This is a genomic window from Vibrio sonorensis (assembly GCF_001854765.1).
Taxonomy (GTDB): Bacteria; Pseudomonadota; Gammaproteobacteria; order Enterobacterales; family Vibrionaceae; genus Vibrio; species Vibrio sonorensis.
Genome location: NZ_LJJE01000030.1, coordinates 12,886 through 28,167, shown reverse-complemented (window position 1 = coordinate 28,167; position 15,282 = coordinate 12,886). Strand labels below are relative to the sequence as shown.

The 15,282-nt window shown below is 45.2% G+C and carries 13 protein-coding genes, 1 pseudogene and 1 riboswitch; of the genes and pseudogenes, 8 read left to right on the top strand and 6 right to left on the bottom strand.

Translation table 11 applies throughout. The features are described from left to right. The 4 genes from BLO31_RS05630 to msrA form a co-directional block, all read right to left on the bottom strand. A partial coding sequence (locus BLO31_RS05630; RefSeq protein ID WP_139158947.1) for a ZrgA family zinc uptake protein occupies positions 1–363 on the bottom strand: 363 nt, incomplete at its 3' end. Between the two features lie 59 nt (positions 364–422). Then, on the bottom strand, positions 423–689 hold the full coding sequence (locus BLO31_RS05625; protein ID WP_070963358.1) for a DUF2607 family protein: 267 nt from the start codon (positions 687–689) through the stop codon (positions 423–425). Between the two features lie 99 nt (positions 690–788). Beyond that, positions 789–1,334, bottom strand: a complete 546-nt coding sequence (locus BLO31_RS05620) for a YtfJ family protein (protein ID WP_070963356.1) — start codon at positions 1,332–1,334, stop codon at positions 789–791. 51 nt (positions 1,335–1,385) lie between these two features. Then, complete coding sequence (gene msrA / locus BLO31_RS05615) at positions 1,386–2,024, bottom strand: peptide-methionine (S)-S-oxide reductase MsrA (protein WP_070963354.1); 639 nt, start codon at positions 2,022–2,024, stop codon at positions 1,386–1,388. A 146-nt stretch (positions 2,025–2,170) separates the two neighbouring features. Between msrA and tamA the strand changes: the two genes are divergently transcribed. Genes tamA through BLO31_RS05595 form a run of 4 tightly spaced genes read left to right on the top strand, consistent with a single transcriptional unit; the run spans position 2,171 to position 8,419 of the window. After that, positions 2,171–3,883 (top strand): autotransporter assembly complex protein TamA, encoded by a 1,713-nt coding sequence (gene tamA, locus BLO31_RS05610; RefSeq protein WP_070963352.1) that lies wholly within the window; start codon positions 2,171–2,173, stop codon positions 3,881–3,883. Continuing rightward, on the top strand, positions 3,880–7,653 hold the full coding sequence (tamB, locus tag BLO31_RS05605; RefSeq protein ID WP_070963349.1) for an autotransporter assembly complex protein TamB: 3,774 nt from the start codon (positions 3,880–3,882) through the stop codon (positions 7,651–7,653). The genes tamA and tamB overlap by 4 nt, the downstream gene beginning before the upstream one ends. Before the next feature lie 11 nt (positions 7,654–7,664). Beyond that, a complete protein-coding gene (locus tag BLO31_RS05600) occupies positions 7,665–8,015 on the top strand; it encodes a gamma-glutamylcyclotransferase family protein (RefSeq protein WP_070963347.1) in 351 nt (116 codons plus the stop codon). A 47-nt stretch (positions 8,016–8,062) separates the two neighbouring features. Continuing rightward, the gene (locus BLO31_RS05595) at positions 8,063–8,419 is read left to right on the top strand and encodes a DUF2799 domain-containing protein (RefSeq protein WP_070963345.1); all 357 of its coding nucleotides are present in this window, start codon (positions 8,063–8,065) and stop codon (positions 8,417–8,419) included. A gap of 38 nt (positions 8,420–8,457) precedes the next feature. Here BLO31_RS05595 and ppa read toward each other — a convergent pair whose 3' ends face one another. Together ppa and fbp are read right to left on the bottom strand one after the other, a co-directional pair. Further along, a complete protein-coding gene (ppa, locus tag BLO31_RS05590) occupies positions 8,458–8,985 on the bottom strand; it encodes an inorganic diphosphatase (protein WP_070963343.1) in 528 nt (175 codons plus the stop codon). Between the two features lie 167 nt (positions 8,986–9,152). After that, a pseudogene (gene fbp, locus BLO31_RS05585) lies at positions 9,153–10,165 on the bottom strand (class 1 fructose-bisphosphatase). A 344-nt stretch (positions 10,166–10,509) separates the two neighbouring features. Here fbp and mpl point away from each other — a divergent pair. The 4 genes from mpl (at position 10,510) to thiP (ending at position 15,280) form a co-directional block, all read left to right on the top strand. Further along, positions 10,510–11,877, top strand: a complete 1,368-nt coding sequence (gene mpl, locus BLO31_RS05580) for a UDP-N-acetylmuramate:L-alanyl-gamma-D-glutamyl-meso-diaminopimelate ligase (protein ID WP_070963341.1) — start codon at positions 10,510–10,512, stop codon at positions 11,875–11,877. After that, the gene (locus tag BLO31_RS05575; protein WP_070963338.1) at positions 11,864–12,493 is read left to right on the top strand and encodes a flavin prenyltransferase UbiX; all 630 of its coding nucleotides are present in this window, start codon (positions 11,864–11,866) and stop codon (positions 12,491–12,493) included. Before mpl ends, BLO31_RS05575 begins: the two co-directional genes overlap by 14 nt. Before the next feature lie 30 nt (positions 12,494–12,523). Then, positions 12,524–12,634, top strand: a riboswitch (TPP riboswitch). Positions 12,635–12,708: 74 nt separating this feature from the next. Further along, entirely contained in the window at positions 12,709–13,689 is a 981-nt protein-coding gene (gene thiB, locus BLO31_RS05570) for a thiamine ABC transporter substrate binding subunit (protein ID WP_425425268.1), read from the top strand. 1 nt (position 13,690) lies between these two features. After that, a complete protein-coding gene (gene thiP, locus BLO31_RS05565; protein WP_070963333.1) occupies positions 13,691–15,280 on the top strand; it encodes a thiamine/thiamine pyrophosphate ABC transporter permease ThiP in 1,590 nt (529 codons plus the stop codon). Positions 15,281–15,282: the final 2 nt, after the last annotated feature.

Sequence of the window (15,282 nt, the reverse complement as noted above, 5' to 3'; positions counted from 1 at the left end):
ATGGTCATGTTTGTCATGATCATGATCGTGGTCTTTGCCCTCTAAAGTGTGAGTAACAGAGACGTGTTCAACCTGACACTTTGCTGCACTTGAGAGAGTTAGAATCGCACCAGGGTTGTTTAGTGTTTTGACAGCTTTGTCCAATGTTTCTTTTTGCTTCTTGTTTTCTGGAGCGTGTTCAAAACCAACTACATCGGCACCTGGGGCAGTGATTTCTACTAAGAGTTCATTGCCATCTTGTGCAATGTTGAACTCAACATGACCGTGTACGTGAGCACCGTGCTGGCGATAGTCTTCTTCCGCAATCGCTGCCGAACTAACAAATAGAGCAACCGCTACAGCAACAGGAGTTTTAATATACATGTGTTTTCCTACGTAAAATTAGTTATTAAAGTGAATGTTATAAGTTTGAGTTTGAACGCTCAATTTGGAGGAGAACGTGCGCGAAAAGGGATAGACAGCCATTGATGGCTGACTAAGTTGAACTCTTCAAAGAAAGCATCTGGTAGGGACAGATCGAGCCATGTAATCCCACTCGCCAAACTGCCGTGAGCTGAAGCAGCTAAAAGCTGACAATCGTGTTGTCCGTCATGCTTATGGGTAAGATCAGCTTGGTGATCCATGTACGCAAAACCCGTCCATAAAACGAGGGCAAGTGTACAAGCTACAATCCATTCTGAACGGTACATTATTGTCGCCAATGCGCTGAAACCATTAAAAAGACCAGAAGTGTTACACTATAACACTTCTGGTCTGAATGAGAAAAGCTCTTAAGTAACTCTTGGAGCTTAGAGGTTGTTTTTAATAAGCGTCAGCACTTGCTCGATCTCATTGTCGTTTAAACTTCCCTCTTTAACGAACAGCACCTTACCTTGTTTATCTTGAACTATGATCGCAGAGGACTCTTCTTGTAACTGCCATTGACTTGCTACGTTACCATCTTCATCCAATACGATAGAAGACCAAGGAAACTCTTTTTTGCTGTCTTGAGCTGATGATTTTACAAACGACCCCGTTCCCCAAATCGCATCATCTTGGTTGATTATGGTTGTCGTTTGATAGTGATCTTGTGAGAACTTTGCCGCCGTGATGGCTTGCATCAATTTGGCATTCATCTCTTTCGAGCTACTGCGTCCGGCTATTGCTTGGATAACCCGCACTTTGCCTAGCATCTCTTTTGAGCTCCACTGCTCAAAAGAAGTATCGTTCTCAGCGAGGATGACTTCTCCATGGCTACTTACTTCAACAGGTGGTACTTGCTCACCTAAGGAGATAGTGTGAGCACTAGCGATAAATGGAAGTGTAGAGAGCAGTAAGGTAATGGTTCTTTTCATTTTATTGTCCTTTTGATTTGGCGTAGTCAGTATAGCTCAGTTACACCACCATTACGCTTTGTCTAGGTTAGGTGGGAAGCAGATCCCAGTCCCGCCTAATCCGCAATAACCGTTTGGATTTTTGGCAAGGTATTGCTGATGATAAGTCTCTGCGAAGTAGTATTTTCCAGCGGGAAGTACTTCGGTAGTGATTGCACTATGGTCCTCTCCCAGCAGGGTCTGATACTCTTGTTTGGCGAGTAAGGCTGCAGTGAGTTGCTCTTCACCATACACATAGATGGCACTTCGATATTGAGTACCAAGATCGTTGCCTTGTCTCATACCTTGGGTTGGGTTGTGACGTTCAAAAAAATGGGTGAGAAGCTTCGTCAGTGATATAACAGATGGATCAAACAGCACACGAACCACTTCGGTATGGCCAGTTTGACCACTGCATACTTCTTCATAGGTAGGGTTGGGGGTAAAACCACCCGAATAGCCGACAGAGGTACTGATAACCCCATCTAATTGCCAAAACAGGCGCTCTGCACCCCAAAAACACCCCATGCCCAATAAAATTTCCTGTTGGTTTCCTATGGGGCGTGCCGTGAGGCTACTTTGATTCACGTAATGAACGTCATCTATCGCCATTGGAGTAGAGCGACCTTCTAAAGCTTCTTGAGCCGTGATCATGGTTTGTTTGTTAGACATGGCAACTTTCCTTTAACAGACACTGGTATCATTTCCCGTCTCGTTGCAAACTGGTAGTTCTATGTAAACGCTGTACCTTGGCACCAGTTTGATACATATTTCCATACGGTATGATTTTTAAATAGTTAACACGTGATTAATAAAGCATGATAGTAAAACCTTTACCAGTACTTCTCTGCACTCTTATCGCTTCATTTGGCCTAAAGGCCGATAATGTTGAGCTTGAAGTAGAAGGTTTGCAAGGGGATGTACAAGCGAATGTTGAGGTTTATCTTTCATCTATTCCTACCGAAGAAATTAAAACGACCCTGCGTTTCCAAGCTCGATTAGAAAGAAGCATTACCGAGGCCGTGAATGCTCTTGGGTACTATCATCCCAACTTTGATTTTCACGTGGTTAAAGACGAATCGGTGTTGGTAAATGTGACCTTAGGTGAGCCTTTAGTTATCACTCAATTAGATATTCAATTAAGTGGGGAAGCGTTAAATGACCCCGATTTTGCTCTTCTAATGGGAAATCACGGTTTAGAATTGGGTGCGCGTCTACAACACAATCACTATGATGCCCTCAAATCTTCCATTCGAAATCTGGCATTAAAAAAAGGATTTTTCGAAGGGGACTTTACCCAAAGTCGGTTAGAGGTTATTCCGGAGTTAAATCAGGCGAGAATTCATCTTCACTACGACAGTGGAATCCGTTACCACTTTGGCAAGAGTGAAATTTCTGGCAGTCAAATAGAAGATGAGCGCGTATTGTCACTCCAACCCTTTGCATCGGGCGACCCATATGAGGTGGCTTCTATTGGTGAGTACAACCAAAACTTATCCAATACAGACTGGTTCTCTTCGGTGTTTGTCGAACCTGACCTAAGTTTTTTGGGCCAAGGGCGGGAGTTGCCTATTCGAGTCGCGCTTGCTCCTCAGGCCAAAAATAAACTTGAAACGGGCCTAGGCTACTCGACAGACGTTGGTGTAAGGGGGTCTTTGAAATGGAAGAAGCCTTGGGTAAACAGTCGAGGTCATAGCTTTGATAGCAGCTTTTCCCTATCTGAACCAGAGCAAACCATTACTGCAGGTTACCGAATTCCTTTGGACGATGTGCTTAATGAGTACTATAGAATTCAATATGGTATGAAGAATCAGGATAGCCGTGATACAAAAAGTTTGGAGTCTAACTTATCCGTTGAACGTCATTGGCTTTTGGACAATGGTTGGCATCGAACGCTGTTTGTTCGCTATTTACTGGAAGATTATGAACAAGGTTTACAAGATGACACGGGCCAGTTTGTATTGCCTGGTTTTTCTTTCTCCCGCAGCCGTACCCGAGGTGGCGCGATGCCAACTTGGGGGGATCGACAATCCATCACAATAGAGTATGGCGATTCGAGTATGTTATCGGAGACGCGAGTTCTCAGGCTTCAAGGTACTTCCTCGTGGATACGGAGTGTGGATAATCAGCACCGAGGTTTATTTCGCGTAGATGGCGGTGCTAACTTCTCCGAAGAGTTCTCTAAGCTTTCCCCTTCTTTGCGGTTTTTTGCTGGTGGTGATAACAACCTGCGAGGGTATGGTTATGAAACCATTTCACCAAAAGATGCCAGTGGTGCTTTGACCGGTGCGAAATATATGCTCACCAGTACTTTAGAATATCAATATCGCGTCTACGGGGATTGGTGGCTTGCGCTTTTTTATGATTATGGTGATGCCTTTAACGACACACCGGATTTTAAACGCGGTACAGGAGCAGGAATACGATGGGCATCTCCCGTTGGCCCGATTCGACTCGATTTTGCTTGGGGCTTAGATAGTACCCCAGGTGATGAGTTTAAATTCCACTTTACACTGGGGCCAGAGCTATGAGGCCGATCGTTGTAAAGTGGTTAAAATGGGCATCTAAATACCTGCTTGGTTTTACGGCATTCTTTGCAATTCTTGTTGTGGGGCTCCTCTTCACTCCTTTGGGATTAAGCGTTTCCCTTTACGCTGCGCAACACTTTGTTCCACAGCTGGAAGTGGAAGATAGCCAAGGCGCCTTGCTAACTGGATTTAATCTCAAGGGAGTCTCTTATGTGGATGAGTCTTCTGGACTTGTTGCCCATGTTGATTCGGCCGGTTTGCGGATAAGAGCGGCGTGCATTACTGAGCCTGCAGTTTGTGTGGATTCGATTAGCGTAGAAGGGCTTGCTTTATCGTTGGCGTCTCAACCTGAATCAACAAGTTCAGTACCAGATGAAACTAACACTCAACCACAAACTCCCATAACGGCTCCCATTCCTATTCGAGTGAATCGAATTGCTTTAAACAATATCAAGCTTGATATCCTTGGACACCAGGTAAGTTGGCAGACGTTTTCGACAGGTGTGCGCTTTCAAGGCAGTCGTCTGAGAATTGCCAATACCGAGTGGGCGAACATAGATGTCAAACTGGCTGCTCCTGAAAGCGGGCAAGCATCTGATTCGAGTAAAACAAACGGGCGTAAACCTGCAGAAGATATCTCTCTTCCGCAAGTGACGATTCCTTTAGCTATTGAGCTGGCAGAGCTAAACATTCGTGACTTTGTACTTGACGGTAGCTCTCCCGTTCAGGTTTATCACTTAGGGTTAAAGGCGAAAGCTCGTGGGCATACGGTTGAGGTAGATCACCTAGTATTAGACATGCCTGAAGCCGATGCCGAACTGTTTGGAAATATTGAACTCTCGGGTGATTACCCTCTCTCTTTAGATTTGAAAAGCGCACTTAAGGTTGAGCCCCTTGCTGGTCAAAAGTTGTCAGTAAAATTACAGGGCAGCGTCGCTGATTTGAATGTTGACACAGAACTTACTGATTTAATAACAGGTAACTTAAAAGCGTCACTTTCTCCTTTACAACACGACTTACCATTTGATGTTTTACTTCGGCAAACCAAGCTGCAATGGCCCCTTGCTGGAGACGCGCAATACCATGCCGATATTGCAAGCTTGGCAGTGAAAGGCTCTCTTGATGGCTATCAACTTGATCTCTCTGGACAGTTAGATGGGCAGCAGATCCCGCAAACCTTGCTTTATGCCAGCGCACGGGGAGATTTAAATCAGATCAATATTTCCGAGCTCGATTTAGAAACTTTGGGAGGGGAGTTAAGCGCCAAAGCAAAGGTGAACTGGCAAGCCCCTCTCAATTGGTCTGCTGTGCTTTCAATGAAGAATATCCAGCCTGGTCTGCAATGGCCTGATGCAGATGGAGCTATGAGTGGTCATATCTCTACCTTTGGTGAGTTAACTGAGCAAGGTGGATGGAAAGTGAGTATTCCTGAACTGAACATTGATGGGGTCATTCGCGAATATCCCCTTGTTCTAGAAGGCGTGCTAAATGCGTCAGATACGCTAGGGAATGGAAATATTCACATGGATACTCAAGGGCTAACCCTTGCTCACGGCCCGAATACACTAGAAGTTCGAGGAGAAGTGCGCGATGAGATAGACCTTAGAGTTAATGTGGCATTTGAGGCTCTGAGCAGGTCGGTACCAGATTTAGTGGGTCGCGTAAATGGCGTCGTAGGTTTAACGGGAACGCTTGAACATCCCTCGGCGGCAATCGCGCTTAATGCCAATCAAGTTCAGTGGCAAGACCAGATTGCGATAGCTTCTTTAAAGATCAACGGTGATCTTCAACCAACTCCTCAACCTAATGGTCAGCTTCAAGTCGAGCTACTAGACGCCATAGTGGCTGAACAAAAAATACAAAGTTTAATCATTAACTTTGATGGTGAGCAGGAGAAACACTCACTCTCTGTCGACCTTCTTTCGGACTTAATTTCAACCAGTATTGCGGTAAATGGAGGATTAAAGCTTGATCCCAAGTTAGTGTGGAGTGGGGAACTCTCTCGGGTACAGCTATCGACGGAACAAGGCGAGTGGTACTTGGATAAGTCGACAGATGTGAGTTTTGATGGAGACTTACAGCAAGCTTTCATTGACGAGCATTGTTGGCGACAAGAGCGTGCTTCACTCTGTTTAGAGGCGCCAGCGGTAGTGGGAGAAACTGGTGAAATTCAGTTGTCACTTAACCAGTTTGATTTCCAACAGATAGCCATGTTTGTACCAGATAACATGACTGTTGAAGGTGGCGCCGACGTCGCCCTGAAAGCTGGCTGGTCGCCCAATAATCCCCCTGAAGTGGAGGCCTTAGTCGATATCCCAAAAGGAAGGTTTTCTCAGACTCTGGAACAAGAATCGAGCGTCACTTTGGGGTGGAATCAAAGCTATGTAAATGCCCAGTTAGATAAAGGTGTTTTCTCCGCCAATTGGCTATTCGATATTGTCGACAATGGCGACTTGTCTGGCCGCGTAAAGATAACCGATGTGCAGAGCGAAGATAGGCAGTTGGATGGTAAGTTAAGCTTATCTTCCATTAACCTCGACTTCCTTGCTCCGCTATTGGGAGATTACAGCAAACTCGCGGCAAATATACATTCGGATCTCGTGATTACCGGTGATGTATTACAGCCCCAAGTCACTGGCAATCTAGTGGCAGAAGATATACTGCTAAAAGGGGATATCTCACCCGTTCAAGTCGATACTGGTGGTATCAACTTGACGTTCAATGGCTACCAAGCGGATCTAGACGCGAGTTTAGTCACGCCCGATGGAAAACTAAGTATCTCGGGAGATGCAGACTGGACTAAGTTGGAGCAGTGGCAAAGTCAGTTGAGAATTTTTGCCAAAGAGCTAAAAGTTGAAATGCCCCCAATGGTGCGTTTTAAAGTGACGCCAGATATGAAGATTTCTCTCTCTCCTCATCAGATCTTGGTTGATGGAAATATCTCTCTGCCTTGGGGAAGAGTCGTCGTCGAGGCGCTGCCAGAGAGTGCCATTGGTGTATCTAAAGACCAAGTAATTCTCAACGCTAATTTAGAGCCAATCGAAGGGCGCAATGAAATTCCATTCAACATAGAAAGCAACATCAATATCTCTATAGGTGATGACTTTAAAATCAGCGCATTTGGTTTAGAAGGGGGCCTAAAAGGGAACTTAGATGTAACCCAAAAAAACAAAGGGCCATTTATTCTGGGTGAAGTGAATATTGTCGACGGTACATATCGCTCTTTCGGACAGGATTTAATTATTAGTGAAGGTAAGGTTTTGATGAATGGCCCAGCAGATCAACCTTATGTTGCTATCACTGCGATTCGAAATCCAGATAATACTCAAGATGATGTTACCGCTGGTGTGAAAGTCACCGGTTCTGCGGACGCGCCAACCATGACCATTTTTTCTGAGCCAGCTATGCCCCAAGCGAATGCCTTGTCATATCTGCTGAGAGGGCAAGATATCGATGGGGAAGCGGGTGGCAATGCGATGACGACGACCTTGATAGGTTTAAGTCTTGCGAAAAGTGGCCGTGTAGTCGGAGAGATTGGAGCGGCCTTTGGGGTACAAGATCTCCAACTTGATACTGCAGGGTCTGGTGACGATTCTCAAGTTACAGTGAGTGGCTATGTGTTACCCGGTTTACAAGTGAAGTATGGGGTGGGGATTTTTGACTCTGTTGGAGAGTTCACAGTGCGTTATCGTTTGATGCAAGATCTTTACGTAGAAGCCATCTCTGGCTTAGACAGTGCCGTCGACCTCCTCTATCAATTTGAGTTTAATTAAGGGGGGGATCGTTGAAGGCACACTTGGTCTTTGTTTATGGCACTTTACGCCGTGGTGAAAGTAACCATCACTTTTTAGCGCGATCTCAATATTTGGGGTGCTTTGAAACTCCGGCAGAATATACGCTTTACGACTTAGGCGATTATCCGGCGGTTGTTTATGGCTCGAACGCGATTTGTGGAGAAGTGTACTCAATCGATGATGAAACCTTGAATCGACTCGATAAGTTAGAGGATGTACCGAGAGAATATCGAAGAGAAGCTATCAAAACCCCGTTTGGTGTAGCTTGGATTTACTTGTATCAGGATTCTACTCTTTTAAAGAAAACTATTTTGTCGGGAGATTGGTGTCAAAAGGCGTGAAGCCCGTATAAACGTTCGATTATCATCCTTAACTTAGAGAGGTCGCTATGCGTTTTATTCCTATATTACTAATTGCGTTTACTTTTGGTTGTACTACGATGCCATTTCCAGATAGTGCCGATGCCAGTCAGTGGGAAGATCTAGGGAAGCAAAGAGCGTTAAATGGTTATTCTGCTCAATCTCAAGATAGGTTGTCTAAGGCTGCGGGTCAGATGGTAAGTAACGAACTGTATACATCGTACCGCCTTGGATATGAAGCCGGAAGAGACGAATACTGCTCGCAAAATGCTTATATGTTAGGTGTTAAGCGCGTCCCTTATTCTGGAGTGTGTGATCTTATCGACCCCTTCTTTAAGCAAGATTATATCTCAGGGAAAGGTTCGACGGCAGGGGCACGCTTTTAAAAGTGAAAGCCAGCACAACGCTGGCTTTACTTGCATTTTTACTTCTTCGCTCGTTCAAACGACGTCAGTATTTCTTGTCTGGCCGCTTCTACATCGGCCCATCCGTCTACTTTAACCCATTTTCCAGACTCAAGTTCTTTGTACCTTTCAAAGAAGTGAGTAATTTGTGCTTTGAGTAGTTCTGGTAGGTCACCGACATCTTGGATGTGTTCATACTCTTTAGATAGTTTGCTATGTGGTACGGCCACAACCTTGGCATCCTCACCGGATTCATCCGTCATTTTTAACACCCCTACTGGACGGCAGCGGATAACTGAACCGGGCATCAGCGGATGCGGTGTTGGAACTAATACATCAACGGGATCCCCATCTAGGGATAGGGTGTGATTAACGTATCCATAGTTACAAGGGTAAAACATTGGCGCTGACATAAAGCGATCAACAAAGACGGCACCAGAGTCTTTGTCGACTTCGTACTTGATAGGGTCTGCATTTGCGGGAATTTCTATTACGACATAGATGTCATCTGGCAATGACTTACCAGCGGGAACATGGTTGAGGCTCATTCGAATTTTCCTTTTCGTTATGGGCTGAGAGTTATTGGTTTTATCAGCGAAGAGACTGATATATGGTCACTTTAGCTCTGAATTTAAGGAGTTGTAAACTTCTCCCAGTGGCTGGCTTCACAAGAATAATAAAAAGCGCCAATAGGCGCTTTTTATTAGGAAGGAGGTTACTCGTCTCTATGGTTTTCTAAAAAATTCTCGACATCTCTGACCATATTTTTAGAACCGACAAAGAAAGGCACTCTCTGGTGCAGCTCAGTCGGTTTTAAGTCCATTATGCGATGGACCCCGTCAGAAGCGACGCCTCCGGCTTGTTCTATGATAAACGCCATTGGATTGCATTCATAAAGCAGACGCAGCTTGCCATTCGGGTGGCTCTGCGTGCTTGGGTACAGGTAGATACCGCCTTTAAGTAAGTTGCGATGAAAATCGGCAACCAGAGAACCAATATAACGAGACGTATAGGGTCTTCCTTGCTCAGGTTCACTTTCCTGACAGTATTTAATGTATTTTTTTACTCCTAGAGGAAAACGGATGTAGTTACCTTCATTGATGGAATAGATTTGACCATCATCTGGGATCATCATGTTTTCATGGGATAGGCAGAAAGTACCCAGTGACGGGTCATAGGTGAATCCGTTGACGCCATTACCCGTGGTATAAACCAGCATGGTTGAAGAACCATAGATAACATAACCCGCTGCCACCTGTTTATTACCCGGTTGCAAAAAGTCTTCCTCTGTAGGAGGGGTGCCAATGGGTGAAACACGTCGGTAAATTGAGAAGATAGTACCAACCGACACATTGACATCGATATTTGAAGAACCGTCTAGCGGGTCCATCAAACTACATATTTGGCGTTTTTGTTTAGTTCTTTGTTAAAAGCGACGGCTTCGTCTTCTTCTTCACTGGCGACTCCGCAAACTTGATCTCTCGCTTCGAGCGCAGCTTTGAATTTGTCGTTGGCGTACAAATCGAGTTTTTGTTGGGCTTCACCTTGCACGTTTTCAGTGCCAACTGCACCCGTGATATCAGCAAGGCCAGCTTTGTTGATTTCGCGGTTAACAATTTTGGCGGCAAGGCGAATGGAAGATAAAAGGGATGATAAATCACCGCTAGCGTGGGGAAAGTCTGTCTGTTTCTCGACAATAAACTCTCCAAGGGTACGCATTCCTGACATGGTAATTCCTTTAAACTCACTTTAATGGATGGGGATTTCTCGGGTGGACCTCTGTTGGATCTTTACTTACCCGATTGGCTGGGGATGCATTTGTTAAGCACATCTCCCTTCCATCTAAGTGTAAGAGCAATATCTTATTATTGGTAATGAAGTAACCGACTGAGATCTCAATTTATTTGTCGAATATCCTCCGACTTACACCGGGGTTGGAAAAAGGTAAATTCGCCCAGTTTTTAATCAGCTAACGGCTGAAATCCGATAAGGTGATCAATTCGACTCGCATTTCTTTTCATTCGGGGGATAATGAACGCAAAGCGGTTAATGTTATAAACAGGAATGGTTAGATGCATATTCATATCTTAGGAATTTGCGGCACTTTTATGGGTGGTGCAGCAATATTGGCACGCCAGCTAGGGCATAAAGTGACTGGTAGTGATGCCAATGTCTACCCGCCAATGAGCACGTTGCTGGAATCTCAAGGTATTGAAATTATTGAAGGCTTCGACCCATCTCAGTTAGAACCTGCTCCAGATCTAGTCGTGATTGGTAACGCGATGAGTCGTGGTAACCCCTGCGTTGAATATGTATTAAATCGCAACCTCAGATACACCTCGGGTCCTCAGTGGTTGCAAGAGTTTTTACTACACGATCGCTGGGTGTTAGCGGTGTCTGGAACTCATGGAAAAACCACTACCTCAAGTATGCTAGCTTGGATCTTAGAAGATTGTGGTTACCAGCCCGGATTCCTCGTTGGTGGCGTTTTGGGTAACTTCGGTCTTTCGGCTCGATTGGGTGAAAGTATGTTTTTTGTCGTTGAAGCTGATGAATATGACAGTGCTTTTTTCGACAAGCGTTCTAAGTTTGTGCACTACCACCCTCGTACTTTAGTGATGAATAATCTTGAGTTCGATCATGCTGACATTTTCGACGATCTTGAAGCGATCAAGCGTCAGTTCCACCATTTAGTTAGAACCGTACCCGGCAACGGACGCATTTTGGCCCCCAAACACGACGTGGCCTTATCCGATGTAATTGATCGCGGGTGTTGGAGTGAGACCGAGTTCAGTGGCGATGAGGCTGGCTGGCGCGCAGAAAAACTCAAAGCAGACGGTTCCTCATTTGACGTTTTCTTTCAAAAAGAAAAAGTGGGAACCGTACAATGGGATCTCGTTGGTGATCACAATGTTAACAATGCGCTTATGGCTATTGCTGCAGCAAGGCATGTTGGCGTGACGCCTGATCTCGCGTGTGAAGCGCTGGCTAAGTTTGTTAATACTAAGCGTCGATTAGAGCATAAAGGCAAGGTTGGCGGAATTGACGTGTACGACGATTTTGCCCATCACCCAACGGCAATTGCTCTAACCTTGGAAGGATTGCGTAATAAGGTTGACGGTCAACGAATCTTAGCGGTTTTAGAACCACGCTCAGCGACGATGAAACGAGGCGTGCACAAAGAAACACTCGCTCAATCTTTGCAGTTAGCCGATCAAGTATATCTGTTTCAACCAGATAACATTGAGTGGTCAGTTGAAGAGATTGCCAAGCAGTGTGAGCAGCCGAGCGTCGTGTCTGACAGTGTTGATGCCTTAGTCAAAGCGTTGGTCCAAAACGCCCAAGAAGGGGACCAAATTCTGATTATGAGTAACGGTGGCTTTGAAGGCATTCACACTAAGTTACTTGAACAACTAACGGCAAAGTATGAAATTCAATAAAGAAAAAGCGATCACTTTAGCTTGGACTGGAGCGTCCGGCGCACCCTATGGTTTGCGCTTGCTTCAGTGCCTATTGGCTGCGGATTATCACGTTTATCTTTTAATCTCTTCTGCGGCTCGCGTTGTGTTGGCCACTGAGCACAACTTAAAGCTATCAGCTAACCCAGAGAGTGCACGGGATCAGCTTATTGAGCATTTAGCGTGTGATGCGGAAAAGCTGACGGTTTGCGGAAAAGACGATTGGTTTTCTCCCGTTGCATCGGGCTCAGCAGCGCCTTCACAAATGGTAGTCTGCCCTTGTTCGGCAGGCAGTGTCGCTGCTATCGCTCATGGCATGTCCGACAATCTTATTGAACGTGCAGCAGATGTAGTGATGAAAGAGAGAGGACAGCTTTTACTGGTCGTTCGCGAAACGCCTTTTTCAACGCTACATCTTGAAAATATGCACAAGCTGTCTCAAATGGGGGTAACGATTATGCCCGCCGCTCCCGGCTTTTATCACCAGCCCAAATCGATTGAAGATCTTGTCGATTTTATGGTGGGAAGAATTTTAGATCACTTGGGAATAGAGCAAGCCCTAGTGCCTCGTTGGGGATACGATCAACGAGACACCTAGCTATAAATCAACATAACTATTACAATTCGAACACACTCATCGGGGAGCCATTGATGTGCTCAATGGCTGAGATCGGCAATGTCCGGAACTCGCGAACCTGAACCAGATAATACTGGCGTAGGAATTGAGTCGACTCTTATTTGCTTGCTGCAATTGAATACGACTTCTATCCCTGTGCCGCTCAATAATGGAGAGAGCGACCAGTGAATAAAACAATCAACACAATAACTCTATTAGGTCTGACGAGTTTTGCTTCTATAGCATCAGCCCAAACGCTAACGGTATACACTAACGGTTCATTTGTCAGTGATTGGGGACCAGGGCCTGCGATTGAAAAAGCCTTTGAAAAACAGTGCGGATGCGATTTGAACTTTGTAGGACTCGATGATGGTTCTACGATCATCAATCGACTGCGCTTAGAAGGTAAAAACAGTAAAGCGGACGTTTTACTTGGACTTGATGACAATTTGATGGCCAAAGCCAGAGAAACGGGTCTGCTGGCTGAACACAATGTGGACACCAGCAAGGTGACGTTGCCGAATGGTTGGTCGGACAATATGTTTGTCCCATTTGACTACGGGTATTTCGCTTTTGTCTATAACAAAGAAAAGGTGACTAACCCTCCTAAAAGCTTAAAAGAGTTAGTAGAGAATCGCGACGACCTAAAAGTGATCTACCAAGATCCGCGAACTTCAACACCGGGACAAGGCTTACTGTTATGGATGAAATCTGTCTATGGTGATAAAGCCACTGAAGCGTGGCAGCAATTGGCTGAAAAAACAGTAACGGTAACCAAAGGCTGGTCGGAAGCATACAGTATGTTCTTAGAAGGAGAGAGTGACTTAGTACTTTCTTATACGACTTCTCCGGCTTACCACCTAATCGCTGAAAATGATGAAAGATTTGCTGCTGCTAACTTTGAAGAAGGTCACTACACGCAAATTGAGGTGGCAGCAAAAGTAAAAGCGAGCACCAATAGCGAGTTGGCGGATCAGTTTATGAACTTTATTCTGAGCGAGGATTTTCAAGGTGAAATCCCGACTGGAAACTGGATGTACCCAGTGACGGATATTAAATTGCCTGAGGGTTATAATTCACTGACGGTTCCTGCTAAAGCGCTTAGTTTCCCATCCGAAGAAGTAGCAGAGAATCAGCGCTCTTGGATTCGCGAGTGGCAATACGCGTTAACCCAATAAGATGGTATTAAACAAGGCTCCCAAAGCCGGAATATGGGTCGCGAGCATTATCGCGGCCTTTATTATTTCTGCACTTGCTTCATTGATTTGGGTATCCCCAAACATGGATCTTGGCGCTATCTGGCGCGACCCTTATTATCGGCATGTTACTCAGTTCAGTTTTTATCAGTCACTTTTATCTACAATACTGAGTGTAGGATTAGCCGTGCCGGTATCCCTAGCTCTGTCTCGTCGTGTATTTAAAGGCAAAACTCTTCTTCTCAAGCTATTTTCTACCACCTTGGTATTGCCGGTTTTAGTGGGCGTTTTTGGTTTACTGGCTATCTACGGAAATAGTGGTTTACTCTCTCAATGGTTGAAATCCATTGGTGGGGAAATGCCGTTTTCAATCTATGGCCTGAGTGGCATTTTATTAGCCCATGTTTTTTTTAATTTGCCTTATGCTTCGCGCTTACTATGGCAGGCGTTAGAGTCTATTCCAGCAGAGCAACACAAGCTGAGTGCTCACTTGGGGATGTCAGATTGGCAAAAGTTTAAAATTGTTGAATGGCCCAGAATTCGTCAGCAAATACCCCATATTTCCAGCTTGGTGTTTATGCTTTGCTTTACGAGTTTTGCGACGGTAATGGCATTAGGCGGGGGACCAAAGGCGACCACAATTGAGCTGGCAATCTATCAAGCGATTAAGTTTGATTTTGACCTTCAGACTGGTGCCGTATTGGCGGTTTGGCAAATGTTATTGTGTTGCACAATGGCGGTGTTATTTCACAAACTTGCGAAACCCGTACCAGTCTCTAAAAGTACGAGTGTCGGACGGTGGTCATCTCAATGGGTGTCGAAAACCTCGTTGGTATGGGATTATACGTGGATCGTCTTGGCTCTATTGCTGGTCATTCCACCTCTCGTCACAGTTGTACTTAGTGGATTGAATCCTAAAGTTTGGCTGGTGTTATCTGACAGCAAATTTTGGCAAGCACTGGGTGCGTCATTAAAAGTTGCTGGTTTGGCCGCTCTCTTTTCACTGACCGCGGGATACTTGATATTGACGACGAGCCGTCATTGGCGGCTGCGAGAGCGCACGAATCGTGCCGACGGTATAGAAGTGGTTGGCACTATTATTTTGGTGACCCCCGGACTTGTAGTGTCCACTGGCTTGTTCCTTTTCCTAAGGCACTTTGCCGATGTCTATAGTCTTGCATTCGTCGTCGTTGTCGCGGTGAACACGTTAATGGGGTTGCCATATGTTCTCAAAACATTGGCACAACCTATGTTATACATAGAACAAGAATATCAATACTTATGCGCAAGCTTAGGGATAAGAGGCTGGCATCGATTTAGGCTTATCGAGTGGAGAGCGTTGAACCGGCCAATAGCTCACGCTTTTGCGATTAGTTTCCTGGTCGCGATTGGTGATTTAAGCGCTATTGCTCTGTTTGGTAGTCAAGAGTTTCGCACACTTCCACTTTACTTGTTCCAACTATTAGGTAGCTATCAAATGGAGGCGGCAGCCTTTGTTTCACTCACCTTGTTAATACTGAGTATGAGCTGTTTTGTTCTTATCGAACGTCTGTTTAAACGCCAAGGTAAATAAAA

What these genes read in the sequence shown, in the direction of transcription:
- BLO31_RS05625 (WP_070963358.1), bottom strand. Translation starts at nt 689, where the DNA reads ATGTACCGTTCAGAATGGATTGTAGCTTGTACACTTGCCCTCGTTTTA.
- BLO31_RS05620 (WP_070963356.1), bottom strand. Translation starts at nt 1,334, where the DNA reads ATGAAAAGAACCATTACCTTACTGCTCTCTACACTTCCATTTATCGCT.
- msrA (WP_070963354.1), bottom strand. Translation starts at nt 2,024, where the DNA reads ATGTCTAACAAACAAACCATGATCACGGCTCAAGAAGCTTTAGAAGGT.
- tamA (WP_070963352.1), top strand. Translation starts at nt 2,171, where the DNA reads ATGATAGTAAAACCTTTACCAGTACTTCTCTGCACTCTTATCGCTTCA.
- tamB (WP_070963349.1), top strand. Translation starts at nt 3,880, where the DNA reads ATGAGGCCGATCGTTGTAAAGTGGTTAAAATGGGCATCTAAATACCTG.
- BLO31_RS05595 (WP_070963345.1), top strand. Translation starts at nt 8,063, where the DNA reads ATGCGTTTTATTCCTATATTACTAATTGCGTTTACTTTTGGTTGTACT.
- ppa (WP_070963343.1), bottom strand. Translation starts at nt 8,985, where the DNA reads ATGAGCCTCAACCATGTTCCCGCTGGTAAGTCATTGCCAGATGACATC.
- mpl (WP_070963341.1), top strand. Translation starts at nt 10,510, where the DNA reads ATGCATATTCATATCTTAGGAATTTGCGGCACTTTTATGGGTGGTGCA.
- BLO31_RS05575 (WP_070963338.1), top strand. Translation starts at nt 11,864, where the DNA reads ATGAAATTCAATAAAGAAAAAGCGATCACTTTAGCTTGGACTGGAGCG.
- thiP (WP_070963333.1), top strand. Translation starts at nt 13,691, where the DNA reads ATGGTATTAAACAAGGCTCCCAAAGCCGGAATATGGGTCGCGAGCATT.